Annotated in this window: 25 protein-coding genes and 3 pseudogenes; 5 read left to right on the forward strand and 23 right to left on the reverse strand. The window is 72.7% G+C overall.

Going from position 1 to position 25669, the window contains the following annotated elements; all coding sequences use genetic code 11:
• Positions 1-783, reverse strand: a 783-nt coding sequence (recO, locus tag HUW36_RS05555; RefSeq protein ID WP_174527133.1) for a DNA repair protein RecO, incomplete at its 3' end; no start/stop codon positions are given.
• Between the two features lie 101 nt (positions 784-884).
• Here recO and HUW36_RS05560 point away from each other — a divergent pair.
• A complete protein-coding gene (locus tag HUW36_RS05560) occupies positions 885-1703 on the forward strand; it encodes a DUF4097 family beta strand repeat-containing protein (RefSeq protein WP_246247896.1) in 819 nt (272 codons plus the stop codon).
• Here HUW36_RS05560 and HUW36_RS05565 read toward each other — a convergent pair.
• From HUW36_RS05565 to HUW36_RS05600, 10 genes and pseudogenes are all read right to left on the reverse strand, one after another.
• Positions 1690-2844 (reverse strand): acyltransferase family protein, encoded by a 1155-nt coding sequence (locus HUW36_RS05565; protein WP_174527134.1) that lies wholly within the window; start codon positions 2842-2844, stop codon positions 1690-1692. The two genes, HUW36_RS05560 and HUW36_RS05565, sit on opposite strands and share 14 nt — an antisense overlap.
• Positions 2845-2994: 150 nt before the next feature.
• Positions 2995-3891 carry a GTPase Era gene (era, locus tag HUW36_RS05570; protein ID WP_174527135.1) on the reverse strand — a complete coding sequence of 299 codons (897 nt, stop codon included), beginning with the start codon at positions 3889-3891 and terminating at the stop codon, positions 2995-2997.
• Positions 3888-4274: a cytidine deaminase gene (locus tag HUW36_RS05575; protein ID WP_091071324.1), complete on the reverse strand. Its 387-nt coding sequence runs from the start codon at positions 4272-4274 to the stop codon at positions 3888-3890. Before HUW36_RS05575 ends, era begins: the two co-directional genes overlap by 4 nt.
• Complete coding sequence (locus tag HUW36_RS05580) at positions 4267-5676, reverse strand: hemolysin family protein (RefSeq protein WP_174527152.1); 1410 nt, start codon at positions 5674-5676, stop codon at positions 4267-4269. Before HUW36_RS05580 ends, HUW36_RS05575 begins: the two co-directional genes overlap by 8 nt.
• Positions 5652-6125: an rRNA maturation RNase YbeY gene (ybeY, locus tag HUW36_RS05585; protein ID WP_091572065.1), complete on the reverse strand. Its 474-nt coding sequence runs from the start codon at positions 6123-6125 to the stop codon at positions 5652-5654. Before ybeY ends, HUW36_RS05580 begins: the two co-directional genes overlap by 25 nt.
• A 19-nt stretch (positions 6126-6144) precedes the next feature.
• Positions 6145-6510 (reverse strand): annotated as a pseudogene (locus HUW36_RS34350) (PhoH family protein); the annotation flags it as partial.
• A gap of 261 nt (positions 6511-6771) precedes the next feature.
• Positions 6772-7002: pseudogene (locus HUW36_RS35090) on the reverse strand (LAGLIDADG family homing endonuclease); the annotation flags it as partial.
• Positions 7003-7535: 533 nt separating this feature from the next.
• Positions 7536-8274, reverse strand: a pseudogene (locus HUW36_RS34360) (PhoH family protein); the annotation flags it as partial.
• Positions 8275-8407: 133 nt separating this feature from the next.
• Positions 8408-9784 carry a serine hydrolase domain-containing protein gene (locus tag HUW36_RS05595; RefSeq protein WP_174527153.1) on the reverse strand — a complete coding sequence of 459 codons (1377 nt, stop codon included), beginning with the start codon at positions 9782-9784 and terminating at the stop codon, positions 8408-8410.
• Positions 9785-9786: 2 nt separating this feature from the next.
• On the reverse strand, positions 9787-10131 hold the full coding sequence (locus HUW36_RS05600) for a histidine triad nucleotide-binding protein (RefSeq protein ID WP_174527137.1): 345 nt from the start codon (positions 10129-10131) through the stop codon (positions 9787-9789).
• Between the two features lie 93 nt (positions 10132-10224).
• On the opposite strand from HUW36_RS05600, the gene HUW36_RS05605 reads away from it, so the two are divergent.
• Positions 10225-10986 (forward strand): SDR family NAD(P)-dependent oxidoreductase, encoded by a 762-nt coding sequence (locus HUW36_RS05605; protein WP_174527138.1) that lies wholly within the window; start codon positions 10225-10227, stop codon positions 10984-10986.
• A 107-nt stretch (positions 10987-11093) separates the two neighbouring features.
• Here HUW36_RS05605 and HUW36_RS05610 read toward each other — a convergent pair whose 3' ends face one another.
• From HUW36_RS05610 to hrcA, 3 genes are all read right to left on the reverse strand, one after another.
• Positions 11094-11828: a 16S rRNA (uracil(1498)-N(3))-methyltransferase gene (locus HUW36_RS05610; protein ID WP_174527139.1), complete on the reverse strand. Its 735-nt coding sequence runs from the start codon at positions 11826-11828 to the stop codon at positions 11094-11096.
• 1 nt (position 11829) lies between these two features.
• The gene (gene dnaJ / locus HUW36_RS05615; RefSeq protein WP_174527154.1) at positions 11830-12975 is read right to left on the reverse strand and encodes a molecular chaperone DnaJ; all 1146 of its coding nucleotides are present in this window, start codon (positions 12973-12975) and stop codon (positions 11830-11832) included.
• 73 nt (positions 12976-13048) lie between these two features.
• Entirely contained in the window at positions 13049-14071 is a 1023-nt protein-coding gene (hrcA, locus tag HUW36_RS05620) for a heat-inducible transcriptional repressor HrcA (RefSeq protein WP_174527140.1), read from the reverse strand.
• Between the two features lie 178 nt (positions 14072-14249).
• Here hrcA and HUW36_RS05625 point away from each other — a divergent pair, with 178 nt between their 5' ends.
• Entirely contained in the window at positions 14250-14879 is a 630-nt protein-coding gene (locus tag HUW36_RS05625) for a DUF4870 domain-containing protein (protein WP_174527141.1), read from the forward strand.
• A 43-nt stretch (positions 14880-14922) separates the two neighbouring features.
• On the opposite strand, the gene hemW is transcribed toward HUW36_RS05625, so the two are convergent.
• Entirely contained in the window at positions 14923-16146 is a 1224-nt protein-coding gene (hemW, locus tag HUW36_RS05630; protein WP_174527155.1) for a radical SAM family heme chaperone HemW, read from the reverse strand.
• A 19-nt stretch (positions 16147-16165) separates the two neighbouring features.
• Between hemW and HUW36_RS05635 the strand changes: the two genes are divergently transcribed.
• Positions 16166-16951 (forward strand): enoyl-CoA hydratase-related protein, encoded by a 786-nt coding sequence (locus HUW36_RS05635; protein WP_174527142.1) that lies wholly within the window; start codon positions 16166-16168, stop codon positions 16949-16951.
• A 120-nt stretch (positions 16952-17071) separates the two neighbouring features.
• Positions 17072-17932, forward strand: a complete 861-nt coding sequence (locus HUW36_RS05640; protein WP_174527143.1) for a hypothetical protein — start codon at positions 17072-17074, stop codon at positions 17930-17932.
• A 16-nt stretch (positions 17933-17948) separates the two neighbouring features.
• Here HUW36_RS05640 and HUW36_RS05645 read toward each other — a convergent pair whose 3' ends face one another.
• The 8 genes from HUW36_RS05645 to HUW36_RS05680 all read right to left on the reverse strand — a co-directional run bounded on the left by HUW36_RS05645 (position 17949) and on the right by HUW36_RS05680 (position 25500).
• Positions 17949-18584, reverse strand: coding sequence for an MOSC domain-containing protein (locus tag HUW36_RS05645; RefSeq protein WP_174527144.1), 636 nt, complete (start codon positions 18582-18584; stop codon positions 17949-17951).
• Positions 18585-18600: 16 nt separating this feature from the next.
• Positions 18601-19431 carry a carbohydrate ABC transporter permease gene (locus tag HUW36_RS05650; RefSeq protein WP_174527145.1) on the reverse strand — a complete coding sequence of 277 codons (831 nt, stop codon included), beginning with the start codon at positions 19429-19431 and terminating at the stop codon, positions 18601-18603.
• A complete protein-coding gene (locus tag HUW36_RS05655; protein ID WP_174527146.1) occupies positions 19428-20417 on the reverse strand; it encodes a carbohydrate ABC transporter permease in 990 nt (329 codons plus the stop codon). Before HUW36_RS05655 ends, HUW36_RS05650 begins: the two co-directional genes overlap by 4 nt.
• Positions 20414-21706: a sugar ABC transporter substrate-binding protein gene (locus tag HUW36_RS05660; protein ID WP_174527147.1), complete on the reverse strand. Its 1293-nt coding sequence runs from the start codon at positions 21704-21706 to the stop codon at positions 20414-20416. The genes HUW36_RS05655 and HUW36_RS05660 overlap by 4 nt, the downstream gene beginning before the upstream one ends.
• Before the next feature lie 221 nt (positions 21707-21927).
• Positions 21928-22212, reverse strand: a complete 285-nt coding sequence (locus tag HUW36_RS05665; RefSeq protein WP_098746948.1) for a GlsB/YeaQ/YmgE family stress response membrane protein — start codon at positions 22210-22212, stop codon at positions 21928-21930.
• 258 nt (positions 22213-22470) lie between these two features.
• The gene (locus HUW36_RS05670; RefSeq protein ID WP_174527148.1) at positions 22471-22755 is read right to left on the reverse strand and encodes a GlsB/YeaQ/YmgE family stress response membrane protein; all 285 of its coding nucleotides are present in this window, start codon (positions 22753-22755) and stop codon (positions 22471-22473) included.
• Between the two features lie 235 nt (positions 22756-22990).
• On the reverse strand, positions 22991-24868 hold the full coding sequence (gene lepA, locus HUW36_RS05675; protein ID WP_174527149.1) for a translation elongation factor 4: 1878 nt from the start codon (positions 24866-24868) through the stop codon (positions 22991-22993).
• 95 nt (positions 24869-24963) lie between these two features.
• On the reverse strand, positions 24964-25500 hold the full coding sequence (locus HUW36_RS05680; RefSeq protein WP_174527150.1) for a DUF4240 domain-containing protein: 537 nt from the start codon (positions 25498-25500) through the stop codon (positions 24964-24966).
• Between the last annotated feature and the right edge of the window lie 169 nt (positions 25501-25669).

Here is a 25669-nt window from a genome sequence, read left to right on the forward strand (position 1 = left end):
GACCGCGCCGGTCGCCGGGCCACCCCGGTCGACCAGCGGCAGCGAGCGTAGCGCGCGTTCCAGATGCCACTGGAGGTGCGCCGCCACCAGCCCGCTGCACTCCCGGCGTACGCCGGTCTCGGTGGCGTCGGCGTACCCCCAGTCGCCGGTGGTCAGCGCGGACATCAGCGCCAGCGTGGCCGGCGCAGGGTGGGCGGCGCCCGGGGGCCGGCAGTCCGGGCACACCGCGCCGCCGGCCGGCACCGAGAACGCGCGGTGCCGGCCCGGCTCGCCGCAGACCGCACACGCGGTCAGCGCGGGCGCCCAGCCGGCGAACGCCATGCCCCGCAGCAGGTAGGCGTCGAGCACCAGCGTGGTGGCGTGGTCGCCGCGGGCCAGCGACCTCATCGCACCGAGGGTGAGCTGGAACAGCCGCAGCGAGGGTTCCCGCTCGACCGGCGTCAACCGCTCGGCGGTCTCGGCGATCGCGCTGGCCGCCGTGTAGCGCGGGTAGTCGCCGAGGAACCGCTTGCCGTACAGCTCGATCGCCTCGACCTGGCTGACGGTGTGCAGCGAGCTGCCCTGGTTGCCCTTGGGATCGCCGGCGAGCTGGAGGTCGACGTGCCCGAACGGCTCCAGCCGGGCGCCGAACCGGCTGGAGGTGCGCCGGACGCCCCGGGCCACCGCGCGCAACCGGCCGTGCCGGCGGGTGAACAGCGTGATGATCCGGTCGGACTCGCCCAGCTTCTGCACGCGCAGCACCACCGCGTCGTCGCGGTAGAGCTGTCGGCGGTACCCGGCCATCAGGCCATTCTCCCTCGGGGTGCGATCTCAGGGTCGGCTCGGGGTGCGCCGGCGGGCGATCCCCGATGTGCCGGCCGCACGGCCGGTCCTAGTGTGCTGCCATGGCTTCGCTCCGAACGGCGTCGCGGTCACGCACCGCCCTCCGACCGCCGCGTGGCGTGGTGGCCGCGATCGCGGCCACCACGCTCATCGTCCTCGCCGGGTGTGACACGCTGTCGTTGCGCCGGCTCGACTACGACCAGACCGAAAAGACGAAGGTCGCCCGGATCACCGTCGACGACGGCGGTTCGGGGGACGTGGTGGTCCGCGCCAACGGCCCCGCCGACCAGGTACGGATCAAGCGGGTGGTCCGCTACCAGGGCGGCGAGCCGAACAGCAGGTACGAGATCAAGGGCGACGAACTGGTCCTGCCCACCGACTGCGGGCAGCGGTGCAGCATCTCCTGGGAGGTGACCGCGCCACCCGGCGTGGCGGTGCGCGGCGGCACCGGCTCGGGCAACGTCGACCTCAGCGACGTCGGCGCGGTGGAGTTCACGCTCAGCTCCGGCGACCTGACCATCAGCGGGGCCACCGGCGAGGTCCGCGCCGCGACCACCTCCGGCAACATCCGACTCGTGGAGGCGACCCATCCGGTCCGGCTGCGGGCGCGCTCCGGTGACATCGAGGCCCGCCGGCTCACCTCCGCGATCGACGCGGAGGCCACCTCGGGCAACCTCGTCGTCGAGCTGGACCAGCCGGCCCCGGCCCGGCTGCACGCCACCAGCGGGGACGTCGACCTGGCGGTGCCGGACGGCCGCTACCGGGTGCGGGCGGACGCGAAGTCCGGTGACACGGACGTCACCGTGACCAACGACCCGGGGGCGTCGGTGCTGCTCGACGTCTCCGCCACCAGCGGCAACGTCACCGTCACCGCCCGCTGAGCCAGCGGGCGCCCTCCAGCACGCGCTCACCGTCACGGCGGGGCGCGGGCACCCGGACCCCGGCGCCCACCAGTCCGCCCTCCGCGCCCGCGGGGGCCGGGCTGGCCGGCGCGGCCGCCGCCCGGTCGGCCGCGCTCCGCCGGGGCCGGCCGGGAACCAGTTCCGGGGTACGCCGGGCGGCCAGGTCCTCGACCCAGCCGACCAGCAGCGTCACCACGCCGACCAGCACGAAGACCAGCCCCACCCGCAGCCACAGGCCGACCGGGTCACGAGGCGACCAGCCGACCAACCCGACCAGCGGGGTGAGCGCCACCACGAACGGCATGTGCCAGAGGTAGACGGTCAGCGCCCGCCGGTTGACCACCGTCACCGCGCGGCCGAGCGCCGGGACCCGGTCGACCCAGGCCGCGCCGGTGGGCGCGCGACCGATCGCCACCAGGATGAACGCGGCCGACCAGAGCGCGTTGCCGAGGTGGATGTCGTTGATGTCGTAGCCGCGCGGCCCCGGATGGGTGGCGATCCAGGCCAGGCCGGCCGCGCCGACGACGCCGGCGACCGGCAGCAGCACCCGGTTGCGCATCCGCCGTAGCAGGCCGTCGTGGTGCGCGAAGCCGAGCAGCCACGCGCCGAAGTAGAGGCCGAACTCGCGCAGCACGGTCGGCGGGTCCGCCAGCACGCCCAGCTCGATCGCGACCAGCAGCACGTACGGTGCGGCGAGCGTGGGTAGCGGCGCCCGGCGGAACAGCCACAGCACCAGGGGCGAGGCGAGCACGAACCACAGGTAGTCCCGCAGGTACCAGATCGGGCTCAGCGCCAGCCCGCCCCAGTAGTTGGCCGGCGGGTCGCTGATCGGGAACAGCCAGAGCAGCACCTTCGGGGTGAGCGGCAGCCCGGTGAGCAGCATGGCCGGCACGAAGAGCGCGGCGAGCACCCAGAGCGAGGGCAGCAGACGGCGCAGGCGGCGGCCGACGGCGGGCACCCCGGTGCGGTCCAGCGAGGCGGCCATCAACGACCCGGCCAGGGCGAACATCACCGCCATCGCCGGGAACACCAGCGTGAGCGTGGCGTAGCCGGTGACGTGGTAGGTGACGACACGCACGATGGCCAGGAAACGGAGCAGGTCGAGGTAGCGGTTTCGCATCAGCTCGCAGCCGTGTCCGGGGGCAGGGACATGGTTCCCTACCCTGCTCCGGCGAGCCACGAACCAGCCACCGACGCCCATGGAACGTGAGATGCCCCATAGGACTGACTGATCCGGATCATCCGGGACCGGGACCCCGCCCGGCCCCGGTCAGAAGCCGAGCTTGCGCAACTGCTTCGGGTCGCGCTGCCAGTCCTTCGCCACCCGGACGTGCAGGTCCAGGTAGACCCGGGTGCCGAGCAGCTCCTCGATCTGCCGCCGGGCGGTGGTGCCGACGTGCTTGAGCCGACTGCCCCGGTGCCCGATGACGATGGCCTTCTGGCTCGACCGCTCCACGTAGAGGTCGGCGTAGATCTTCGTGAGGTTGCCCTCGGCGATCATTTCCTCGACCACCACGGCGATGGAGTGCGGCAGCTCGTCCCGGACCCCCTCCAGCGCGGCCTCCCGGACCAGCTCCGCGACCAGCACCTGCTCCGGGTCGTCGGTGAGCATGTCGTCGGGGTAGAGCTGCGGCGACTCCGGCAGGTAGCCGGTCATCACGTCCACGAGCGTGTCCACCTGGTGCCCGGAGACCGCGCTCACCGGCACCACGGCCGCGAACTCACCCAGCTCGCTGACCGCCAGCAACTGCTCGGCGAGCCGCTTCTTGTCGACCAGGTCGGTCTTGGTCACCACCGCCAGCACCGTGGCCTTCAGGCTGGCCAGCTCGCCGGTGATGAACCGGTCACCCCGGCCGACCGGCTCGTTCGCCGGCACGCAGAGCCCGATCACGTCGACCTCGCTCCAGGTCTCCCGGACCAGGTCGTTGAGGCGCTCGCCGAGCAGCGTGCGGGGACGGTGCAGGCCCGGGGTGTCGACCAGCACCAGCTGGGACTCCGGTCGGTGCAGCACGGCCCGGATGATGTGCCGGGTGGTCTGCGGCTTGTTCGAGGTGATCGCGATCTTGGTGCCGACGATCGCGTTGGTCAACGTCGACTTGCCGGCGTTCGGCCGGCCGACGAAACAGGCGAACCCGGCCCGGTAGGGACGCTCCTGGGCGGTGGTCACTCGACCACCGTGCCGAGGACCGCGCCGTCCGGCGCCGCCACGTGGATCGGCGCGTCGGCGGAGAGGTCACGCACCGCGGCGTGCCCGGCCCCGTCCAGCGTCGACGCCTCGGTCACCACCACCGCCGCCTCCAGCCGGCTCGCGCCGGCGGCCACCGCCGACGCCACCGCGAGCTGGAGCGCGGTCAGGGTCAGCGACGGCAGCGCCACGCTGGCCGCCGCGTACGTCCGGCCGTCCTGGTCGCGGACCGCGGCGCCCTCCACGGCCCCCACCCGGCCCCGTGCGCCCCGGGCCAGGACGACGAGCTTGCCGTCCTCGGCACTCAGCTCGGCCGGATCGGCGGGGGTGGGCAGGGCGGCCGGCACGGCGGCTGACTCAGGCATCGGCGGGTTGCCTCTCCTCGGAACGGTTGTTGTTGCCACGGGACTCGGCCTGCTCGCCGCGCCCCGCGCCCTCCGACGCGGTGCCCGGCTCGGCCCGGCTCACCAGCACGGTGTCGATCCGGTTACGCCGGCCGGTGGTGCCCTCGGCGATCAGCCGCAGGCCGGACACCTCGGCCTCGGCACCCGGGATGGGCACCCGACCGAGCGCCTGGGCGAGCAGACCACCGACCGTCTCCACCTCGTCGGTGGGCAGCTCGGTGTCGAACAGCTCGCCCAGATTCTCCACCGGCAGCCGGGCGGTCACCCGCACGGCCCCGTCCGCCAGGTGCTCGACCGGCGGGCGCTCGACATCGTACTCGTCGGTGATCTCGCCGACGATCTCCTCCAGGATGTCCTCGATGGTGACCAGCCCACCGGTGCCGCCGTACTCGTCCACGACGATCACCAGGTGGTTGCGGGCCGCCTGCATCTCGGAGAGCAGGTCGTCCACCGGCTTGGACTCCGGCACGAACGTCGCCGGGCGCATCAGCTCGGCCACCGGCATCTGCCGCGCGCCCCGGTCGCCCTGGGTACGCCGGATCAGGTCCTTCAGGTAGAGCACGCCGAGCACGTCGTCGACGTTCTCGCCGATCACCGGGATGCGGGAGAACCCCGAGCGCAGGAAGAGCGCCAGCGCCTGCGCCAGCGTCTTGCGCTCCTCTATCCACACCATCTCGGTGCGCGGAACCATGACCTCGCGGGCGATGGTGTCACCGAGCGCGAACACCGAATGGATCATCTGACGCTCGCCGTGCTCCACCACGCCGCGCTGCTCGGCCAGGTCGACCAGCTCCCGCAGCTCCACCTGGGTGGCGAACGGACCCTCCCGGAAGCCCTTGCCCGGGGTGACCGCGTTGCCGATCAGGATCAGCAGCGAGGCCAGCGGGTTCAACGCCCGGCCCAGCCAGCGCACCAGCGGCGCCACCGCCCGACCCACCGCGTACGCGTGCTGCCGGCCCAGCGTGCGCGGCGCCACCCCGACCACCACGAAGCTGACCACCGTCATCGCCCCGGCGGTCACCAGCGCCGCCCGCCAGCCGGCGCCGAACGTGTCCACCGCCACCAGCGCGACGAGCGTGGTGGCGGTCAGCTCGGCCAGCAGGCGCAACAGGAGCAGCAGGTTGAGATGGCGTACCACGTCACCGGCGACCGCCTGGAGGGCACGCGCGCCGCGCGCGCCCTCCCGGGCCGACTCGGCGGCGCGCGCCGGGGAGACCGCGGCCAACGCCGCCTCGGTCATCGCGATCAGGCCGGCGAGCACCACCAGCCCGGCCGCGAAGACCAGGAGCTGAAGATCGGGCAGGCCGGCCGGAGCGCCGACCGCCGCCAGGGTGACCATCACCGCGACCGGGTCGACCGCCAGCTGGCCAGCAGCCGGGCCTGGAGACCGAACATCTCCCGCTCCTCCTCGGGCTCGGCGTGGTCGTAGCCGAGCAGGTGCAGCACGCCGTGCACGGTGAGCAGGTGCAGCTCGTCGGCGGCCGAGTGCCCGGCGGCGGCGGCCTGCTTGGCCGCCACCTCCGGGCAGAGCACGATGTCGCCGAGCAGGGCCGGCTCGCCGCCGGCCGGGGCGCTCTCCCCCGGCCCGTGGTCGACGCTGCCCTCGTCCATGGGGAACGCGAGCACGTCGGTCGGACCGTCGCCACCCATCCAGCGGTGGTTCAGCTCCGACATGTATTCGATGTCGACCAGCAGCACGGACAGCTCGGCGAGGGGGTTGACCCCCATCTCGTCGAGGGCGTGCCGGGCCACGGCGAGCACGGCGTCGGTGTCGACCTCGACACCGGACTCGTTGGCGATCTCGATGGACAACTCTGTCTTCCTCTGGTGGTTAGCGGCGCCGGCCGGCCCGGCCGCCCTGGGCGGTCCGCCCCGGCACGGCGTGCACGCTCTGCGCCTGCTGGTTCTCCCGCTCGGCGTCCCAGCGGGCGTACGCGTCGACGATGTCGCCGACCAGCTTGTGGCGGACCACGTCCGAGCTGGAGAGCTGGGCGAAGTGCACGTCCTCGACGTTGTTCAGGATCTCCCGGACCACGCGCAGCCCGCTGGTCGTCCCGCCCGGAAGGTCCACCTGGGTGACGTCACCGGTGACCACGATCTTGGAACCGAAGCCGAGCCGGGTGAGGAACATCTTCATCTGCTCGGGCGTGGTGTTCTGCGCCTCGTCCAGGATGATGAAAGCGTCGTTCAGGGTGTTGTGGGTGACCAGGAAGTCGTCGGTGACGTAGAGCGAGTCCGCCGCCGCGACCTGGATGCACATCGTCTCCTGCACCCCGGCGGGGATGATCGAGTCGATGAACCGCATCGGCCGGCCACCACCACGCTCGTCGTACGTCCGGCGCTTGCGCGACAGCCGGAACGGCGCGACACCAGCCGGCAGCCTGATCTCCACGACGTAGGCGTCGGCACGGTACGGAACCGGCCGGCCCTTCGCCAGACCGGGCTTACGACCCTCGGCCTCACGGACCCGGGCCGTCGCCACCCCGCCGAGCGACTCGACCAGGTGCACGACGTCGTCCGCCAACCGGGCGGAGGTGGTCGTGTACTGCACCCGACAGGCACGCCCGGCCTGGACGACCGGACCGCCGTCGGTGTCCAGCAGCCCCTGCAGGACCGCCAGCCGGACGCCGACGCTGTTGTTCAGGTAGACCTCCGGGACGAACTTCGTCCCCGAGGTGGCCCCGGCCAGCCCCAGCTGGCGGATGGCAGCCGTGACCGGGTTGGCCACGATCACACCACCGCGGTGCCCGTTGACGTGGCGCAGGACGTAGTCGTAGTCACCCTTGCGGACGAGTTCGACGTCGACCAGCGCCTCCTCCAGCGCGACGGCCAGCTCCGGATCCGCCGTGGAGAAGGACGGCGTGGTGCGGCACGAGATCGAGCCGTCACCGAGCAGCAGCCCGAGCGCGTACGGGTCGAGCGGAACGGCCCGTGGCTCCATCTGCACCGGGGCGACGAGCGGCAGCTCGTAGCGGCGGGTATGGCCCCGCCACTCCTTGCCGATCATCTCCTGCGTCTCGATCGTCCGCCGGCGCCCGCGACGCTTGTCGTCAGGCGTGGCGACGGTCCACAGGTGCTCCCCGCAGCAGAGCGTGGACGCCCCGTCCTGCGTGGTGACCCGGTAGACCTGCTTCGGGCCCTGCGGATAGATCCCGATCACCGGGGTGGGTGTGCCGTCGGAGCCGATGACCAGGTCACCGACCTGGAGCGACCCGAATTTCCGGAAACCCTCCGGGGTCAGCACCCGCGCGTCGTACGGCTGCGCCCGCCCGCGCATGTATGCCAGCGGTGCGACCTCGATCGTGCCGGCGGCCATCAGCTTCGGGATGGACTCCGGGTCGAGCATGTCGTGCAGCGCGTCGTAGAGCGGGCGCAGGTAGGGGTCGATCTTCTCGTTCAGGGTGCCGGGCAGGAAGCCCAGCCGCTCACCCGCCTCGACTGCCGGTCGGGTCAGGATGATCCGGTTGACCTGCTTGGCCTGGAGCGCCTGGACGGCCTTCGCCATGGCCAGGTAGGTCTTGCCGGTGCCGGCCGGGCCGATGCCGAAGACGATGGTGTGCGCGTCGATCGCGTCGACGTACTTCTTCTGCCCGAGCGTCTTGGGACGGATGGTGCGCCCGCGCCGGGAGAGGATGTTGAGCGTCAGGACCTCGGCGGGCCGCTCGGCGCTGCCCTGCTCGAGCATGCCGACGGTACGCCGGACGGCGTCTGTGGTCAGGGTCTCGCCTTTCTCGATCAGTTCGAGCAGCTCACTGAAGAGGCGCTCGGCGAGGGCGTTGTCGGCGGGCGCGCCGGTGATGGTGATCTCGTTGCCGCGCACGTGGACGTCGCTGTTGACCGAGCGTTCGACGAGTCGCAGGATCTCGTCGCCCGCGCCGAGCAGGTTGACCATGATCTTCTGGTCGGGGACCGTGATCCTGGTCTGCACGCGGGGCGGGCCGGGAGGTGGGGTGCCGGTCATAGGTCGGGCCGTCGGGCCCTGCGCCACCTGCTCTCCGATCTCGGCGCCGGGCCCTGCTGGCGCGGCGTACGGTTGCTCCCATCGTATCGGGTCGACACCGTGGGCACCGCGTCCATTTCCGGTGCTCCCGCGCTCAGCCGCCGGCCCGGAAGTCGTAGCCGTCGAAGGTCTCCTGGGCGCGGGTGAAGCGGTAGGTCGCCCAGTGCATCCGGACCACCACGCCGCGCTCGTCCCGGGTCAGCCGGAGCAGCTCGCCCACCTCCCGGCCGGAGACCGTGCGGAACACGTCCGGCCGGTCCGGCAGCGGCGCGAACACCGCCGGCGGCTTGCCGGCCGGGTCGCCCGCGCCCCGGGCCCGCAGCGCGCCGTCGTGCCAGGAGAAGACGTACTCGAAGCCCTCGCCCCACCAGCGGCCCAGCATCCCGCGCAGGTGCGCGGGCGCGGGCGGCCCGGGGCGCCACGGCTCGATCTCCGCCGGGTCGTGCTCGACGGCGGCGGCGAGCAGTTCGTGCACCAGGTCGAACACCTCCACCCCGGCGCCGGAGGAGCCGAGCACCGCCGCGCCCATCGCGCCGGGGGTGCCGTCCCCGCCGCGCCGGCCGTAGACGGCGGCCAGGAAGCCCGGCATCGCGCCGTCGTGCCCGACGTGGGTCACCCGGGCCGGCTGCGGCACCAGGATCAGCCCCAGCCCGAAGCCGGCCGCCCAGAGCGACTCGTCAGTGGTGGTGAGCGGCCAGCGCATCTCCTCGACCGTGGCCGGGGCGAGGACCGCGCCGGTCGGGTCCAGCGCCTGCGGGTCGGCCAGGAACGCCGCCCAGCGCGCCATGTCCGGCGCCGTGCTCCACAGCTGGGCGGCGGGCGCCACCGCGCCGAAGTCGGTGGGCGGCTCCGGGTGCGCCTCGTCGGAGTACGCGTCGACCAGGAAGCCGGTGGCCGCCCGCTCCCCGGGCCGGGCGCCGGTGGCGGTCAGCCCGAGCGGCGTGAGCACCCGGTCGGCGAGCACCTCGGCCCAGGAGCCGCCGCGCAGCCGGGCGACCATCTCGCCGAGCAGCGCCATGCCGAGGTTGGAGTAGTGGAACCGGCGGCCGGTGGGCAACACCCGCTCCACCCGGGCCAGGTCCGCCAGCAGCTCGTCGACGGCCGGCGCGCGCAGGCTGTCCCACACGTCGCCGTGCGGCTCGCGTTGCAGGCCGGCGGTGTGCGACAGCAGCCGGCGCACGGTCAGCTCGCCGTGCGTGGTCAGGTCGAGGTGCCGCCCGATCGGGTCGTCCAGGTCGAGCAGCCCGTCGTCGCGGCACTGCATGACGAGCGTCGCGGTGAAGGTCTTGGTGACCGAGCCGATCCGGAAGACCGTCTCGGGGTCGAGCGGGGTGTCGTTGCCGGTGCCGCCCACCGCGCAGGTCCAGAGCGGCCGGTCGGCCCGGTGCAGGGCCGCCGAGACCGCCGGGATCCGGCCCGTCGCCTGCGCCTGCCGCACCATCCGGTCGAGCCGGTCGGGGATCCCGGTCATGGTCACCGGCAGAGCATCGGGCCGAGCGGCGCGCCACCGAGCAGGTGGGCGTGCACGTGGAAGACCTCCTGGCCGCCGTACGGGCCGGTGTTGAACATGAGCCGGAACCCGTCCACCGTCAGGCCCTCCTCCTCGGCCACCACGGCCGCGGTGTGGAGCACCTCGCCGGCCAGCTCGGGATCGCCCTGGGCGAGCGTGGCCACGTCCGCGTAGTGCTCCTTGGGGATCACCAGCACGTGGGTGGGCGCCTTCGGGTCGATGTCCCGGAAGGCGAGGGTGGTGGCGGTCTCGCGGACCACGGTGGCCGGGATCTCCCCGGCGACGATCCGGCAGAACAGGCAGTCCATCGCAGCAGTGTAAGGAGGGGCCCCCGCTTAACGCTTTCGGTATAGGAAGGGGCCCCGCTTAACACCCCGGGACGCTGGGGCAGGATGGCCGGCATGGCGGGACGGGCGGTGCTGGTGACGGGGGCCTCGCGGGGCATCGGGCGGGCGGTCGCGCGGGCGTTCGCGGCCGGTGGGGACCGGGTGGCGATCCACCACCGGGACTCCGCCGAGCTGGCCGGGGCGCTGCGCGGCGAGCTGCCCGGCGACGGGCACGTGGTGGTCCGCGCCGACCTGGCCGACCCGGACGCGGTCCGGGCCATGGTCGACGAGGCGGCCCGGCTGCTCGGCGGCCTCGACGTGCTGGTCAACAACGCCGGCGTCTTCGGCCCGGCGGACCCGCCGCACCCCGTCTTCGGCACCAGCTACGAGCAGTGGCGGGCGCGGTGGCGGGAGGTGCTCGACACCAACCTGGTCGGCGCCGCGAACGCCGCCTGGTGCGCCGCCCAGCACATGCGGGAGCGGGGCGGCCGGATCGTGAACGTCTCCTCCCGGGGCGCGTTCCGCGGCGAGCCGGCGAACCCGGCGTACGGCGCGAGCAAGGCGGGGATGAACGCGATGGCGCAGTCGCTGGCGGTGGCGCTGGCCCCGTACGGCATCGGGGTGGCCTGCGTGGCTCCCGGCTTCGTCGAGACGGACATGACCAACGAGCACCTCAAGAGCGAGCGCGGCGACGCGGTCCGGGCCCAGTCCCCGTTCCACCGGGTGGCCCGCCCCGAGGAGATCGCCGCCGCCGTGCACTGGCTGGCCTCCCCCGAGGCGGAGTGGGCCGCCGGCACCATCATCGACCTCAACGGCGCCTCCTACCTCCGCACCTGACCCCGACCCCACCCCCTCCCGCGATCTTGCACTTACGGCCCCCGGCACGGGCGTTTCATCCCTTTCGCCGGGGCGCAAACTGCAAGATCGACGGGGCGGGACGGGGGCTACCAGCGGGAGAGGCGGGTGGCGAGGACGGAGAGGGCGGCCACGCCGGCCGTGGAGGTGCGCAGCACCGACGGGCCCAGGCGGACCGGGTGGGCGCCGGCCTCGCGGAAGGCGGCCACCTCCGGGTCGGCGATGCCGCCCTCGGGGCCGACCACCAGCACGATCTCGCCGCCGGACGGCAGCTCGGCGGTGGTCAGCCGCTCCTCGGCCTCCTCGTGCAGCACGAAGGCGGCCGCCGCGCCGGCGATCCGGCGGGCCACCGTGCCGGTCGACTCGTCGGGGGCTCCCGCCACCACCGGCAGCCACGGGCGGCGGGCCTGCTTGGCGGCCTCCCGGGCGGTGGCCGCCCACTTCTCCCGGGCCCGTACGCCCCGGTCGCCGCGCCACTGGACCACCGAGCGGGACGCCGCCCAGGGCACGATCTCGTCCACCCCGACCTCGGTCATCGCCTGCACGGCCAGTTCGCCCCGGTCGCCCTTGGCGATGCCCTGCACCACCACCAGCCGGGGGACGCACGCGTCGGCGTACCCCCGGGAGGTGACCCGCAGGTCGAGCGTGCCCCGGCCGACGGCGGTGACCACCGCGGCGGCGGTGCCGCCCCGGCCGTCGGCGAGCAGCAGCTCCTCGCCGACGCGCAGCCGCTGCACGGTGGCCGCGTGGTGCCCCTCCGGGCCGTCCAGCGTGAGCGTGTCGCCGGTGGGCAGCGCCTCGACCAGGAACAGCGGGGCGGACACCTCAGGCGTGCCCGTTGAAGGCGTCGCGCATCCGGGAGAAGAAGCCGCCCTGCTTGGTCAGCTCGGCGACCTCCTCGCCCCGGGTCTTGGCGAAGTCCCGCAGCATCCGCTCCTGGTCGGCGTCGAGCTTGGTGGGTGTCCGCACGTCCAGGTGGACGTAGAGGTCGCCGCGACCGGTGCCGCGCAGGTGCGGCACGCCGCGGGCGCGCAGGCGCAGCGTGCTGCCGGGCTGGGTGCCCGCCTTGACGTCGACGGTCTCCTCGCTGTCGAGCGTCTTGATGGTCAGCCGGGTGCCGAGCGCCGCGGCGGTCATCGGCACGGTGACCCGGCAGTGCAGGTCGTCGCCCTTGCGGGAGTAGACGTCGTGGGGCCGCTCGTGGATCTCGACGTAGAGGTCGCCGGCGGTGCCACCGCCGGGACCGACCTCACCCTGCTGGGCCAGGCGGATGCGCATGCCGTCCTCGACACCGGCCGGGATCTTGACGGTCAGCGAGCGACGGGTCCGTACCCGGCCCTCACCGGCGCAGGTCGGGCACGGGTGCGGGACGGTCGTGCCGTAGCCCTGGCAGACGGTGCAGGGGCGGGCGGAGACCACCTGGCCGAGGAACGTCCGCTGCACCGACTGCACCTCGCCCCGGCCCCCGCACGCCTCGCAGGTGGCCAGGTGGGTGCCGGCGGCGGTGCCGGCGCCCGAGCAGGTGGTGCAGAGCACGGCGGTGTCGACGGTGATCGGCGCCTCGACGCCGAACGCGGTCTCGTTGAGGTCGAGCTCCAGCCGCAGGATCGCGTCCGCGCCCGGACGGGTACGCGGCCGGGGACCCCGGCTGCCGCCCGCCGCGCCGCCGAAGAACGCGTCCATGATGTCCTGGAAGCCGACGAACGGGCCGGCGCCACCGGGACCGCCCGGACCGCCGGCGCCCCCGCCGCCCGGGGCGAGCGGGTCGCCACCCAGGTCGACGATCTGCCGTTTCCGGTCGTCCGAGAGGACCTCGTACGCGGCGTTGATGTCCTTGAACTTCTCCTGTGCCTCCGGGTCCGGATTCACGTCCGGGTGGTACTGCCGCGCCAGCTTGCGGTAGGCACGCTTGATCTCGTCGTCGGAGGCGTCCCGGCTCACGCCGAGAATGCCGTAGTAGTCCCTGGCCACTGCGTTCGGTGTCCTCATGTTCGTCTCGCGTCGCGCCGGTCGTCGGCCGAGGCCGGCCGTCGGCCCTGACTGGTCAGTTCTGGGCCAGCAGTTCGCCCACGTAGCGTGCCACGGCCCTCACCGTGGCGATGGTGCCGGGGTAGTCCATCCGGGTCGGCCCGAGCACGCCGAGCCCGCCCACGATGGTGGCACCCGGGCCGTAGCCGGTGCTGACCACCGAGGCGGCCCGCAGGTTGTCGATCTCGTTCTCGTCGCCGATGAGCACCCGGGTGGTGCTCGGCTCCGTCTCGCCGATCAGCTTGAGCAGCACGACCTCCTCCTCGAGCGCCTCCAGGATGGGGCGCAGCGAGCCCTGGAAGTCGAGCAGGCCACCCCGGGTGAGGTTGGCCGTGCCGGCCAGCGCGATGCGCTCCTCGTGCCGCTCCACCAGCGTCTCCAGCAGCACGGTGGAGAGCGTGGTCATGGCCGGGCGCAGCTGGGGCGCGGCCTCCTCGACCAGCGCCTGCACCAGTGGCGGCGTCTCGGCCAGCTGGCAGCCGACGAGCTTCTCGTTGACCAGCCGACGCAGCACCGTGACGTCGTCGGCGGGCACCGGAGCGGGCAGCTCGACCAGCCGTTGCTCGACCCGCCCGGTGTCGGCGATCATGACGACCATCAGCCGGGTGGTGGAGATCGGCACCAGCTCCAGGTGGCGCACCTTGGACCGGGCCAGGCTCGGGTACTGCACCACGGCGACCTGCCGGGTCAGCTGCGCGAGCAGCCGGACCGTGCGGTGCACCACGTCGTCGAGGTCGACGGCGCCGACCAGGAAGCGCTCGATCGCCCGGCGCTCGGCCGGGCTGAGCGGCTTGACCCGGGAGAGCCGGTCGACGAAGAGGCGGTAGCCGCGGTCGGTGGGCACCCGGCCGGCGCTGGTGTGGGGCTGCCGGATGTAGCCCTCCTCCTCCAGCACCGCCATGTCGTTGCGCACGGTGGCCGGCGAGACGCCGAGCTGGTGCCGCTCGACCAGGGCCTTGCTGCCCACCGGCTCCTGCGTGGCGACGTAGTCCTCGACGATCGCGCGCAGCACGGCGAGCTTCCGGTCGTCGAGACCCATGTCCCCCCCACCTCCTGACGCGGCTGGCACTCGACTGTAGCGAGTGCCAGTCTACGTCGGCACCCCCGCCGACGCGATGATCAGCGACGGACCTCCGGTGCGGCCCCCGGCGTTCCGTCGCCGCGCCGGGGCCGAACAGCCCTGGTGCCCCTTGCCGGCGGGACCTACCGTGACGTGCATGACTGAACCTCCTCGCCCTCCCGGAGCGGGGGACCCCGGCCCCCAGCCCGACCCGACCGCGCCCTACGGCTCCTCGCCCGCCGACGAGCCGCCCACCGCACCACTGTCCGGGGGACCGGCGGCGGGCGGCTATCCCCCGCCCGGCGGCTATCCGCCCCCGGGTGGCCAACCCCCGCCGGGCGGCTACCCGCCCCCGGGTGGCTATCCCCCGCCGGGCGGCGGCACCCCGGGCTACGGCGCCGGCTATCCCGGTGGCGGCGGGTACGGCCCGCCGGCCGGCTACGCCAACAACGACGACAAGACCTGGGCGCTCGTCGCGCACTTCGGCGGCGCCGCCGGGATGCTGATCGGCGGCGGCGTGCTGGGCTGGATCGCGCCGCTGGTGGCGCTGCTGGCCCGGGGCAACCAGTCCCCCACCGTCCGGGCGCACGCGATCGCCGCGCTCAACTTCCAGCTCATCTGGTCGGTCATCGCGCTGATCGGCTGGATCCTGACCTGCATCCTGATCGGCCTGGTGATCGGCTTCGGCGCCATGATCGTCGGCATCGTCTTCGGCATCCTGGCCGGGGTGAAGGCCAACGAGGGTCAGCTCTACCGCTACCCGATGTCGGCCAGCCTGATCAAGTGACCCGCTCCGGCCGGTCCCGCGCGACGGGGCCGGCCGGCACCGGTCAGGGCAGCAGGTCGCGGACCACCGCGTCGGCCAGCAGCCGGCCGCGCAGGGTGAGCACGGCCCGGCCCTCGGCATACGCGTCAGCGTCCAGCAGCCCACCGGCCCGGGCCCGCTCGGCGCCGGCCCGGCCGGCCGCGTCGAGCACGTCCAGCGGCAGCCCGGAGGCGAGCCGCACCCGCAGCATCACGTCCTCCATGTGCTGCTCGTTGAGCGTCAGCCGTTCCCGGGCCAGCGCCGGTGACGCGCCCTCGGCCAGCCGCGCCGCGTACGCGGTCGGATGCTTGACGTTCCACCACCGCACCCCGCCGACGTGGCTGTGCGCCCCCGGGCCGAGGCCCCACCAGTCGGCGCCGGTCCAGTAGAGCAGGTTGTGCCGGCACCGGGCCGCCTCCGAGCGGGCCCAGTTGGACACCTCGTACCAGGAGAAGCCGGCCGCGCCGAGCGCCTCCTCCGCGGCCAGGTAGCGGTCCGCCGCCACGTCGTCGGAGGGGTACGGCAGCTCGCCCCGGCGCATCCGCGCGGCCAGCCGGGTGCCGTCCTCCACGATCAGGGCGTACGCGCTGACGTGGTCCACGCCCGCCTCGACCACCTGGGCCAGCGAGGCGGCGAAGTCGTCGGCGCTCTCGCCCGGCGTGCCGTAGATCAGGTCCAGGTTGACGTGGTCGAACCCGGCGTCGCGCGCCTCCCGCGCGGCGGCGGTGGCCCGCCCGGCGCTGTGCCGCCGGTCCAGCACCGCCAGCACCCCCGGCGCGGCCGACTGCATGCCCAGCGAGATCCGGGTGTAGCCGGCGGCGCGCAGCGTCTTGAGCGACTCCGGCGTGACCGACTCGGGGTTGGCCTCGGTGGTCACCTCGGCGTCGGCGGCCAGCCCCCAGGTGCGGTCGATGCCGTCCAGGATCCGGGCCAGGTCGTCGGCGGGCAGCAGGGTGGGCGTGCCGCCGCCGACGAAGACGGTGTCCACCCGCGGCGGCGGCGCGTCACCGAGCACCCGGGCGGCCAGCGCCAGCTCGGCCAGCACCCTGTCGGCGTACGTCTCCCGGCTCGCCCCGCCGCCCAGCTCCGACGCGGTGTACGTGTTGAAGTCGCAGTAGCCGCACCGGCTGGCGCAGAACGGGACGTGCACGTACACGCCGAAGCCGCGCGCGCCGACGGCGCGGCGGGCGGAGGCGGGCAGCGACCCGTCGCGCGGGACGGGTTCGCCATCTGGAAGGACGCCGGGCATGGCCACTAGTGTGCCCGGCATGACCTCTCCGGACGCTCTCGTGCGGGTCGCCACGGCCCGCGGGGTGACCACCCTCACCCTGGACAGCCCGCACAACCGCAACGCGCTCTCCACGCCGTTGATGACCCAACTGCTGGCCGGGCTGGCCGCCGCGGTCGCCGACGACACGGTCCGGGCGATCGTGCTGGACCACACCGGTCCGGTCTTCTGCTCCGGCGCCGACCTGAAGGAGACCGCCGCCGCGTACGCGAGCGGGACCGTGCCCGCCGGAATGCTCGGCGACGTGCTGGTCGCCGTGCGGGAGTGCCCGAAGCCGGTGCTGGCGAAGGTGGCCGGGCCGGCCCGGGCCGGCGGGCTGGGCCTGATCGCGGCCGCCGACCTGGCGGTCTGCGCCGAGGAGGCGACGTTCGCGTTCACCGAGGTGCGGATCGGGGTGATCCCGGCGGTGATCTCGGCGACCGTGCTGCCCCGGCTGAGCCCTCGGGCCGCCGCCGAGCTGTACCTGACCGGGGACACGTTCGACGGCCGGCGGGCCGCCGAGGTCGGCCTGGTCACCGCCGCGGTGCCGGCGGACGGGCTGGACGCCGCCGTGGAGCGCTACTGCGCGTCGCTGGTCAAGGGGGCACCGACGGCGCTCGCCGGGGCCAAGGAGCTGCTGCGCCGGCCGGCCGCCACCGACCTGCGGGCGGAGATCGCCGAGTTGGCCGCGCTCTCCACCGGGTACTTCCTCTCCGACGAGGGGCGCGAGGGGGTCATGGCCTTCCGCGAGAAGCGGCAGGCGTCCTGGGTGCCCGCCGAGGACTGAGGTACGAGGGCGGGTCGGCGCGCTGCGTGGCGGGGCGGTGACCCGGGGGTGACAGGGCCGGTCGGCCGACCCGGGACGCCGTGGGGCCGACGTACGCTTGTCGGACTGTCGGGACAGGGGGTGCGGGTGCGGACGCGAGCGGCGATCGTGGCATCTGGTGTGGCGGTGTGCGTGCTGGCCCTGCTCGCGGTCTGGTTCGTGACCAAGCAGTTCGGTCACCACCTGCGCCTGCCCAACGCCAGCCGGACCTGCACCGTGCAGGCCGACGGCGAGGTGGTGCTCGGCGCCGACCAGATGGCGAACGCGGCCACCATCGCGGCCATCGGCGCGCAGCGCCGGATGCCCGAGCGGGCGGTGGTGGTGGCGCTGGCCACGGCCTACCAGGAGTCGCACCTGCGCAACATCGCGCACGGCGACCGGGACTCCCTGGGCCTGTTCCAGCAGCGCCCGAGCCAGGGTTGGGGCACGCCGGAGGAGATCCAGGACCCGAGGTACGCGGCGAACAAGTTCTACGCCGCGTTGAAGAAGGTCAAGGGCTGGGAGCGGATGCGGGTCACCGAGGCCGCCCAGCGGGTGCAGCGGTCGGCCTACCCCGAGGCGTACCAGAAGTGGGCGGACGAGTCGCAGGTGCTCACCCGCGCGCTGCTGGGCGACGCGACGGGCGCGGTGGCGTGCACCGTCGGTTCGACCCCGACCATGCGCGGCCCGGCCGCCGCCAGCGCGCTGCTGGAGGGGCTCACGCTCGACTGGGGGCTGCCCCGGCTCACCGCGGGGACCGACCTGACCGGGCTGACGGTGCCGGCCGGCGACGACCGCGCCGGCTGGCGCTACGCCCACTGGCTTGTCTCGCACGCGGACGACCACGGCGTGAAGCGGGTCCGGTTCGCGAACCTGGAGTGGACGGCCGAGCAGGGCACCTGGGACCGGGTCAAGGGTGACCCGGCCACGCAGGTGCTGGCCGAGGTCTTCGCCGCCACCTAGCCCCGGCCGACGCCGGTCAGCGGGCGAGCCGGCGGCGGGCCTTGTCCCGCAGCGGATCGGGCAGCTCCGGCGCGTCGAGCAGGCGGGGCAGCAGCTCCGGCTCCAGCGTGATCGCCCGGAACACCTCGCCGACGGTCACCCCGTGTGCCGGCCGGTCGACCACCTCGACCGGATCGCCGGCGCCGATCTCGCCCTCGCGCAGCACCCGCAGGTAGGCGCCGGGCGCCCCCCGCACGGTGAACCGCTTGATCAGGTCCGGTACGCCCCAGAAGCCGGCGAACGTCCGGCACGGCGTGCGTGGCTTGGTCACCTGGAGCAGCGCGGAGCCGACGGCCCAGAGTTCGCCGACGACCGCGCCGGTCACGTCCACCGCCCGGGTGCTGAGGTTCTCCCCGAAGACGCCCGGGCGGGGCTGCCGCCGCAGCTCCGCGGCCCACCAGGCGGCGTCCTCCTCGGCGTACGCGTAGAGCGCCTGGTCGGGGCCGCCGTGCTCGGCCGGCTCGCCGATGAAGTCACCGGTCAGACCGGTGGCGGTGACCCGCACCCGGCCCTCGGCCGGGCGCTTGTCGATGCCGCTGCGACCGCTCGCGTCGCCCGCCCACTCCGCCTCGGTGACCGTGCCGAGGTTCACCGCCACCAGCCTGCCCGTCATGGTGATCAGCTTAGGCTCAGCCCTTGACCGCCCCGGCGACCAGACCGGAGACCATCCGGCGCTGGACCAGCAGGAAGAAGATGATCACCGGCAGGGTGAACAGCGTGGACGCGGCCATGACCGAGCCCCAGGCGGTGTCGTCCCGGCCGAAGAAGAACGTCATCGCCACCGGCAGGGTGTACTTCTGCTGGTCGTTGATGAAGGTGAGCGCGAAGATCAGCTCGTTCCAGGCGGTGATGAAGGAGAAGATGCTGGTGGCCACCAGGCCGGGCGCGACCAGCGGGAACAGCACCTTGCGGAAGGTCTGGGCCCGGCTGGCGCCGTCGATCGCGGCAGCCTCCTCCAGTTCCTTCGGCACCGCGGCGACGAAGCCGCGCAGCATCCAGACCGCGAACGGCAGCGAGAAGCCGAGGTAGGTGAGGATCAGGCTGGGCAGCGTGTTGTAGAGGCCGAGCCGCTGGATCATCAGGAACAGCGGGATGACCAGCGCCTCCAGCGGGATCATCTGCACCACCAGGAGCAGGATGAGGAACGAGGTGCGCAGCTTGAACCGGAACCGGGCCACCGCGGTCGCGGCGAGCAGCGCGACCAGCCCGCTCAGCAGCACGGTGGCCACCGCGACCAGCACGCTGTTGAGGAAGAAGTCGACGAACGTCACGCCGGGGATCAGGTTGCCGGTGAGGATCTCCCGGTAGTGCTCCAGCGTCGGCTCGGCCGGCACCGGACGGGGCGTGGACGAGAAGATCTCCCGGTTGGGCTTCAGCGAGGTCGCCACCATCCAGTAGACCGGGAAGGCGGCGAAGAGCGCGACCAGCAGGCCGGCTCCGTTGAGGGCGATCTTCTTCACGACTCGTCCTCCTGCTTGAGCACCATGCGGACGTACAGGGCGGTCACCACGAGCAGGATCACGGTGAGGATGACGGCGATGGCCGAGCCGAGGCCGTACTTGGGCGGCGGCGAGAACGCCTCCGCGTACGAGTAGATCGACAGCATGAACGTCGAGCGGTCCTGCGTGCCGCCGGCCAGCACGAACTGCTGGGTGAAGACCTTGAAGTCCCAGATCGTGGAGAGCACTACGAGGATGCCGAAGACCGGCCGCAGCATCGGGAACGTGACCGACCAGAAGACCCGCCACGGTCCGGCGCCGTCGACGCGGGCCGCCTCCTGCAGTTCGGTCGGCACGCTCTTGAGCCCGGCCAGCACGCTCACCGCGATGAACGGGAACGAGTGCCAGACCACCACCAGCGTCAGGATGCCGAAGAACAGCAGCGGGTCGTTGAACCAGCCGTACCCGGTCCAGTCGCTGCGCCCGAACAGCGTGGTGGAGAGCCCGTCCGGGAGCTTGTTGAACAGCCAGGTGACCAGGCCGCTCGTGTCGTCGAAGATCCACTTCCAGACGATCGTGCCGGTGAGCGCCGGGGTGGCCCAGGCGAGCATCACGCAGCTCGCCACGAACGTGGCCATCTTCTTGCCCAGCCGGTTGAGCAGCAGCCCGACCAGGGTGCCCAGCACCATGGTCAGGGCCACGTTGGCGACCGCGAACAGCACGGTGTTGCGCAACACCGTACGGAAGAACGGGTCGCCGAGGATCTGCGCGTAGTTGGCCAGGCCGACCCACGGCCACTCGCGGTCCCCCCGCAGCTGCCGGACGCTGTCCAACTTGTAGAAGGACATCATCACGACCTGGCCGAGCGGCCAGAGCAGGAGCACGGCGATGATCGCCAGGCAGGGCAGGAGCAGCAGGTACGGGAGGCGGTCCACCTTTCGGCGGGACCGCCGCGCGGGGGTCTCCCGCGCGGCGGCCTCGTCGGTGGCCTCGGTCAGCGTGGTCACTTGGCGTTGAGGATGCTTTCCATCTCGGTGGCCGCGTCGGCGGTTGCCTTCTCGACCGTCTTCTGGCCCTTGATGACCGAGCTGTTCATCGCCTGGGTCACCGTCTTGGTCCGGCTGACCTCGACCCACTTGGGGGTGAGCGGGGTCAGCTTGGTGTTCTGGATGGCGGTGGCGAACGCGGCCATCACCTTGTCGTTCGCGTAGTCGCCGCTGCTGACCAGGTCCTGGTAGACCGGGAAGAAGCCGAGGCTGCTGGCGAACTCCTTGTCCTTCTGCTTGCTCAGCAGCACGGTCATGTAGTCCCAGGCCAGCGCCTGCCGCTCGCTGTCCTTCCAGACCGCGATGTCCGAGCCGCCGGCGAACGCCGGGGCGGCCTTGCCGTCCGGGCCGGGGATCGGGAACGTGCCCCAGACCTTCTCGATGTCGGGGTTGTCCTTCTTCATCGCGCCGCCCTGCCAGCTACCGGCGAACGCCATGGCGGCCTTGCCGGTGGCGAACTGGGTGCGGGCGTCCACCTCGTTCCAGCCGGCGGCGGCCGGCGGGGCGACCTTGTGCACGGTCACCAGGTCGGTCCAGAACTTGACCGCCTTCTGCGCCTCGGGGGTGTTGTAGCCCGACTTCCAGGTGTCGCCCTCCTTGGTGGCGATCTCCCCGCCGGCGCCCCACAGGAAGGAGTAGAACGGCAGCTCGGAGTTGCCCGGCAGGGCGATGCCGTAGGTGCCGGGCTTCTTGGCCTGGACGGCCTTCGCGGCGGCGACCATCTCGTCCCAGTTCGTCGGCGGCTTCACGCCGGCCTCGGCGAACCAGTCGGTGCGGTAGTAGACGGCGCGCACGCCGGCGTACCACGGCACGCCGTACTGCTTGCCGTCGAGCTGGGCGTTCTTCACCAGATCGGGCAGGATGTCCTTGCCCTCGGACCAGCCGTTGAACTTGTCCGTGACGTCGGCCAGGGCCTCCTGCGCCGCCCAACCCTGGGTCTCGGTGTTGCCGAGCTCGGTGACGTCGGGGCCCTCCCCACCGGCGAGCGCGGCCTGGAACTTCTTCGGCGCCTCGAGCCAGGGGATGTACTGCACCACCACGTCGGTCTCGGGGTGCTTCTTCTTGAACTCCGCCTCGACCGTGTCGAGGAACGTAGTCTGGGCGTCGCCGCCCTCACCCATCATCCAGACCGTCAGCTTGCTGTTGTCGGCGGCCTTGTCGTCGTCGCCGGAGCCACCGCAGCCGGTCAGCACCAGCGCGGCCGACGCCACGATGGCGGTGACCGGAGCCAGCCGCTTCCACCTGTTCACGCCATATCTCCCTCAGGGCCGTTTGGCACTAACCTTCTCCGCCGCACCTTAGTAGGAAAATTTCCTTTACAACAGGGGGTGTTCGCGGCGGGCGGCCGTGGCGACCGTATCGCAGCCGGCGGCCCGGCCGGCAGGGGTGCCGTCCGGGCAGGTCAGAGGGGCGTACGCGGACGGGCGCCCGGCCGGTGGCCGGGCGCCCGTCGAGCGCAGTGGTGCGGGGGTCAGTAACGCGAGACGCTGCGCCGACGACCGACGCCGGCCACCAGGGCGACGGCGATGGCGGCGAAGAGCACCTGCAGCATCAGCTCGCGCCAGTCGATGCCGGCGGTCTCGGCGAAGCCGGAGGCGCGGGCGACGATCGTGCCCAGCAGCGCGGCGCCGACGCCGATCAGCATGTGCAGCCACATCGGCATGTTCTGCCGGCCCGGCACGACCAGCCGGCCCAGCGCGCCGACGATCAGACCAACGACCAGCGCGGTGATGATGCCCCAAACGGTGAGCTCCATGGTCGCCCTCCTCCTTCGGATCGTGTCACACGAGTTCGTGTGGTTTCTGTCGTGACCGCTAAGTTCCCGACCCTCCAAAATCCCAAACCGACTCCGGTGACGAATTGTTCGAACCCGCTCTGAGCTGCTGTTTCTCGCGCAAATCCGCACTCGGGACGCTATCGCCCGCGACGCTGCCACACCGACGGGACTCAATGCGGAAACGCCGACGGGCGCCCGGCCGGTGGCCGGGCGCCCGTCGAGGCTCCTGCTGCGTGATCAGTGGTGGGTGACGCTGCGCCGACGGCCGACGCCGGCCACCAGAGCCACCGCGATGGCGGCGAAGAGGACCTGCAGCAGCAGCTCGCGCCAGTCGATGCCGGCGGTCTCGGCGAAGCCGGAGGCGCGGGCGACGATCGTGCCCAGCAGCGCGGCGCCGACGCCGATCAGCATGTGCAGCCACATCGGCATGTTCTGACGGCCCGGCACGACCAGCCGGCCCAGCGCGCCGACGATCAGGCCGACGATCAGCGCGGTGATGATGCCCCAGACGGTGAGCTCCACGATCGGTCCTCCAAATAAGCGGTTTCGCACGTTCTGTGCGGTTGCTGTCGTGACCGCTAAGTGCCCGACCGGCCGAAAATCGAAACCGCCCCCGACCCCGCCGATCCGGCCACCGACCACCCCGCCGGACCGAATCCGCAGGTGGGAGCGCTGCCAGAAGCTGAAAAATTCCTGAGTACGCGGACCGGCCGGCGCCCCTGGAGGGGGCGCCGGCCGGTCGTGACGGCCCTGGTCGCTACTTCTTGCCGGCGGGCTTGACGTCGCCGGAGTCGGACGAGAGCGCGGCGATGAAGGCCTCCTGGGGGACCTCCACCCGGCCCACCATCTTCATCCGCTTCTTGCCCTCCTTCTGCTTCTCCAGCAGCTTGCGCTTACGGCTGATGTCACCGCCGTAGCACTTGGCGAGCACGTCCTTGCGGATCGCGCGGATCGTCTCCCGGGCGATCACCCGGCTGCCGATGGCCGCCTGGATCGGCACCTCGAACTGCTGGCGCGGGATCAGCGCGCGCAGCTTCGCCGCGATCGTCGTGCCGTAGTTGTACGCCTTGTCCTTGTGCACGATGGCGCTGAACGCGTCCACCGGCTCGCCGTGCAGCAGGATGTCGACCTTGACCAGGTCGGAGGCCTGCTCGCCGGAGGTCTCGTAGTCGAGCGAGGCGTAGCCCTTGGTGCGGCTCTTGAGCTGGTCGAAGAAGTCGTAGATGATCTCGGCCAGCGGCAGGGTGTAACGCAGCTCCACCCGGTCGGCGGAGAGGTAGTCCATGCCGAGCAGGTTGCCCCGCCGGCCCTGACACAGCTCCATCACGGCGCCCACGTAGTCGTTGGGCGTCAGCACGGTGGCCCGCACGGTCGGCTCGTACACCTCGGCGATCTTGCCGGTCGGGTACTCGCTCGGGTTGGTCACCACGATCTCCTGGCCGTCCTCGGTCAGGGCCCGGTAGACCACGTTCGGCGCGGTGGAGATCAGGTCGAGGTTGAACTCCCGCTCCAGCCGCTCCCGGATGATCTCCAGGTGCAGCAGGCCGAGGAAGCCGCAGCGGAAACCGAAGCCCAGCGCGCCGGAGGTCTCCGGCTCGTAGACCAGCGCGGCGTCGTTGAGCTTGAGCTTGTCCAGCGCCTCGCGCAGGTTCGGGTAGTCCGAGCCGTCGATCGGGTAGAGACCCGAGTAGACCATCGGCTTCGGGTCCTTGTAGCCGCCGAGCGCCTCCTTGGCCGGGTTGCCGTTGATGGTGACCGTGTCACCGACCCGGGACTGGCGGACGTCCTTCACGCCGGTGATCAGGTAGCCCACCTCGCCGACACCGAGCGCGTCGGCCTTCACCATCTCCGGCGAGATGACGCCGATCTCCAGCAGCTCGTGCACGGCGCCGGTGGACATCATCTTGATCCGGTCCCGGGCCGAGATCCGGCCGTCGACCACCCGGACGTAGGTGACGACGCCGCGGTAGACGTCGTACACCGAGTCGAAGATCATCGCGCGGGCCGGGGCCTCGGCCTCGCCGACCGGCGGCACGAACTGCCGGACGATCTCGTCGAGCAGGTAGGGCACGCCCTCGCCGGTCTTGCCGGAGACCCGGATGCAGTCCGCCGGGTCACCGCCGATCAGGTGGGCCAGTTCCTCGGCGTACTTCTCCGGCTGGGCGGCCGGAAGGTCGATCTTGTTGAGCACCGGGATGATGCGCAGGTCGTTCTCGAGCGCCAGGTAGAGGTTGGCGAGCGTCTGCGCCTCGATGCCCTGCGCGGCGTCGACGAGCAGGATCGCGCCCTCGCAGGCGGCCAGCGAGCGGGACACCTCGTAGGTGAAGTCGACGTGGCCGGGGGTGTCGATCATGTTCAGCACGGCGGTCTCGCCGGCCCGGTCACCCTCCCGGATCGTCCACGGCATCCGGACGGCCTGGCTCTTGATGGTGATGCCGCGCTCGCGCTCGATGTCCATCCGGTCCAGGTACTGCGCGCGCATCTGCCGGGGGTCGACCACGCCGGTGAGCTGCAGCATCCGGTCGGCCAGGGTCGACTTCCCGTGATCGATGTGGGCGATGATGCAGAAGTTCCGGATGCGCGCCGGGTCGGTGGCACCAGGAGCGTTCGCGCCGGGATCGAGCGTCGGTGGCACAGCGGTCCGTTCTGGTCGGCTGACGTGAGCGGGCCGGCGCGTCGCCGGCCCCCTCTATGCTCCCACGTCGCCCGGCGCGCGCCCGGGCTCCCCCGTCACTCCTGCGGCGGCTCGACGAAGAGCGCGGCGAGCCCCGGCAGCCGGCGGCGGGCCTCCTCCTCGTCGTCGAAGTCCCAGAAGTCGTTCAGGTCGGGCACCGGCACCGGGTCACGGTCGGCCGGCATCTCGCTCGCCGTGGCCTTCCGGTAGGCGTCCCACGGCACCGCCAGCATCGGCTCGCACTCGAACTCCTCGCCGCTGAGCGCGGCCGCCCGCACCCGGGGCAGTTCGGCCAGCGAGTCCGGCTCGGCGACCGCCCGGGCGAAGACCGCCCGGCCCTGGGCCATCAACCAGCCCCGGAAGTATTCGAAGCCGTCGTCCGACGCGCCCCCGTTGATCAGGTAGGCCGCGCCCCACAGGTCGACCCGGTAGGAGGCGGCCAGCACCCGCCGCTGGTGGTGGGCGTACCCGACGATCTCCTCCGGGTCGCGCTCGGACAGCAGCGCGACCGCCCGGGCGGCGACCGCGTCGGCCTCTCCCCCGGCCCCGCTCCGGGCGTCGTCGATCAACTGCCAGAACTCGTCGGTCCTCATGCCGGGCAGTCTGGCAGAGCCCACCGACGCCGCGGCCCACGCCGGGCGGCGTCGGTGCGGCAGCATGGTGCGGTGCCCGCCATCTCGCTACCGCCCGTCGCGTACGGGGCGACGGCCGTCCGACCCGGGTGGGCCGACCTGCCGGCCGGGCTGCGCGACGCGCTGGCCG

It is taken from the genome of Micromonospora maritima (assembly GCF_902825405.1).
GTDB lineage: Bacteria > Actinomycetota > Actinomycetes > Mycobacteriales > Micromonosporaceae > Micromonospora > Micromonospora maritima.

What these genes read in the sequence shown, in the direction of transcription:
- HUW36_RS05605 (WP_174527138.1), top strand. Translation starts at nt 10,225, where the DNA reads ATGGCGGGACGGGCGGTGCTGGTGACGGGGGCCTCGCGGGGCATCGGG.
- HUW36_RS05680 (WP_174527150.1), bottom strand. Translation starts at nt 25,500, where the DNA reads ATGAGGACCGACGAGTTCTGGCAGTTGATCGACGACGCCCGGAGCGGG.
- HUW36_RS05595 (WP_174527153.1), bottom strand. Translation starts at nt 9,784, where the DNA reads ATGACCGGGATCCCCGACCGGCTCGACCGGATGGTGCGGCAGGCGCAG.
- HUW36_RS05560 (WP_246247896.1), top strand. Translation starts at nt 885, where the DNA reads ATGGCTTCGCTCCGAACGGCGTCGCGGTCACGCACCGCCCTCCGACCG.
- HUW36_RS05645 (WP_174527144.1), bottom strand. Translation starts at nt 18,584, where the DNA reads ATGACGGGCAGGCTGGTGGCGGTGAACCTCGGCACGGTCACCGAGGCG.
- HUW36_RS05565 (WP_174527134.1), bottom strand. Translation starts at nt 2,844, where the DNA reads ATGCGAAACCGCTACCTCGACCTGCTCCGTTTCCTGGCCATCGTGCGT.
- hrcA (WP_174527140.1), bottom strand. Translation starts at nt 14,071, where the DNA reads ATGGGTCTCGACGACCGGAAGCTCGCCGTGCTGCGCGCGATCGTCGAG.
- HUW36_RS05600 (WP_174527137.1), bottom strand. Translation starts at nt 10,131, where the DNA reads ATGGACTGCCTGTTCTGCCGGATCGTCGCCGGGGAGATCCCGGCCACC.
- HUW36_RS05625 (WP_174527141.1), top strand. Translation starts at nt 14,250, where the DNA reads ATGACTGAACCTCCTCGCCCTCCCGGAGCGGGGGACCCCGGCCCCCAG.
- HUW36_RS05575 (WP_091071324.1), bottom strand. Translation starts at nt 4,274, where the DNA reads ATGCCTGAGTCAGCCGCCGTGCCGGCCGCCCTGCCCACCCCCGCCGAT.
- HUW36_RS05665 (WP_098746948.1), bottom strand. Translation starts at nt 22,212, where the DNA reads ATGGAGCTCACCGTTTGGGGCATCATCACCGCGCTGGTCGTTGGTCTG.
- HUW36_RS05635 (WP_174527142.1), top strand. Translation starts at nt 16,166, where the DNA reads ATGACCTCTCCGGACGCTCTCGTGCGGGTCGCCACGGCCCGCGGGGTG.
- hemW (WP_174527155.1), bottom strand. Translation starts at nt 16,146, where the DNA reads ATGCCCGGCGTCCTTCCAGATGGCGAACCCGTCCCGCGCGACGGGTCG.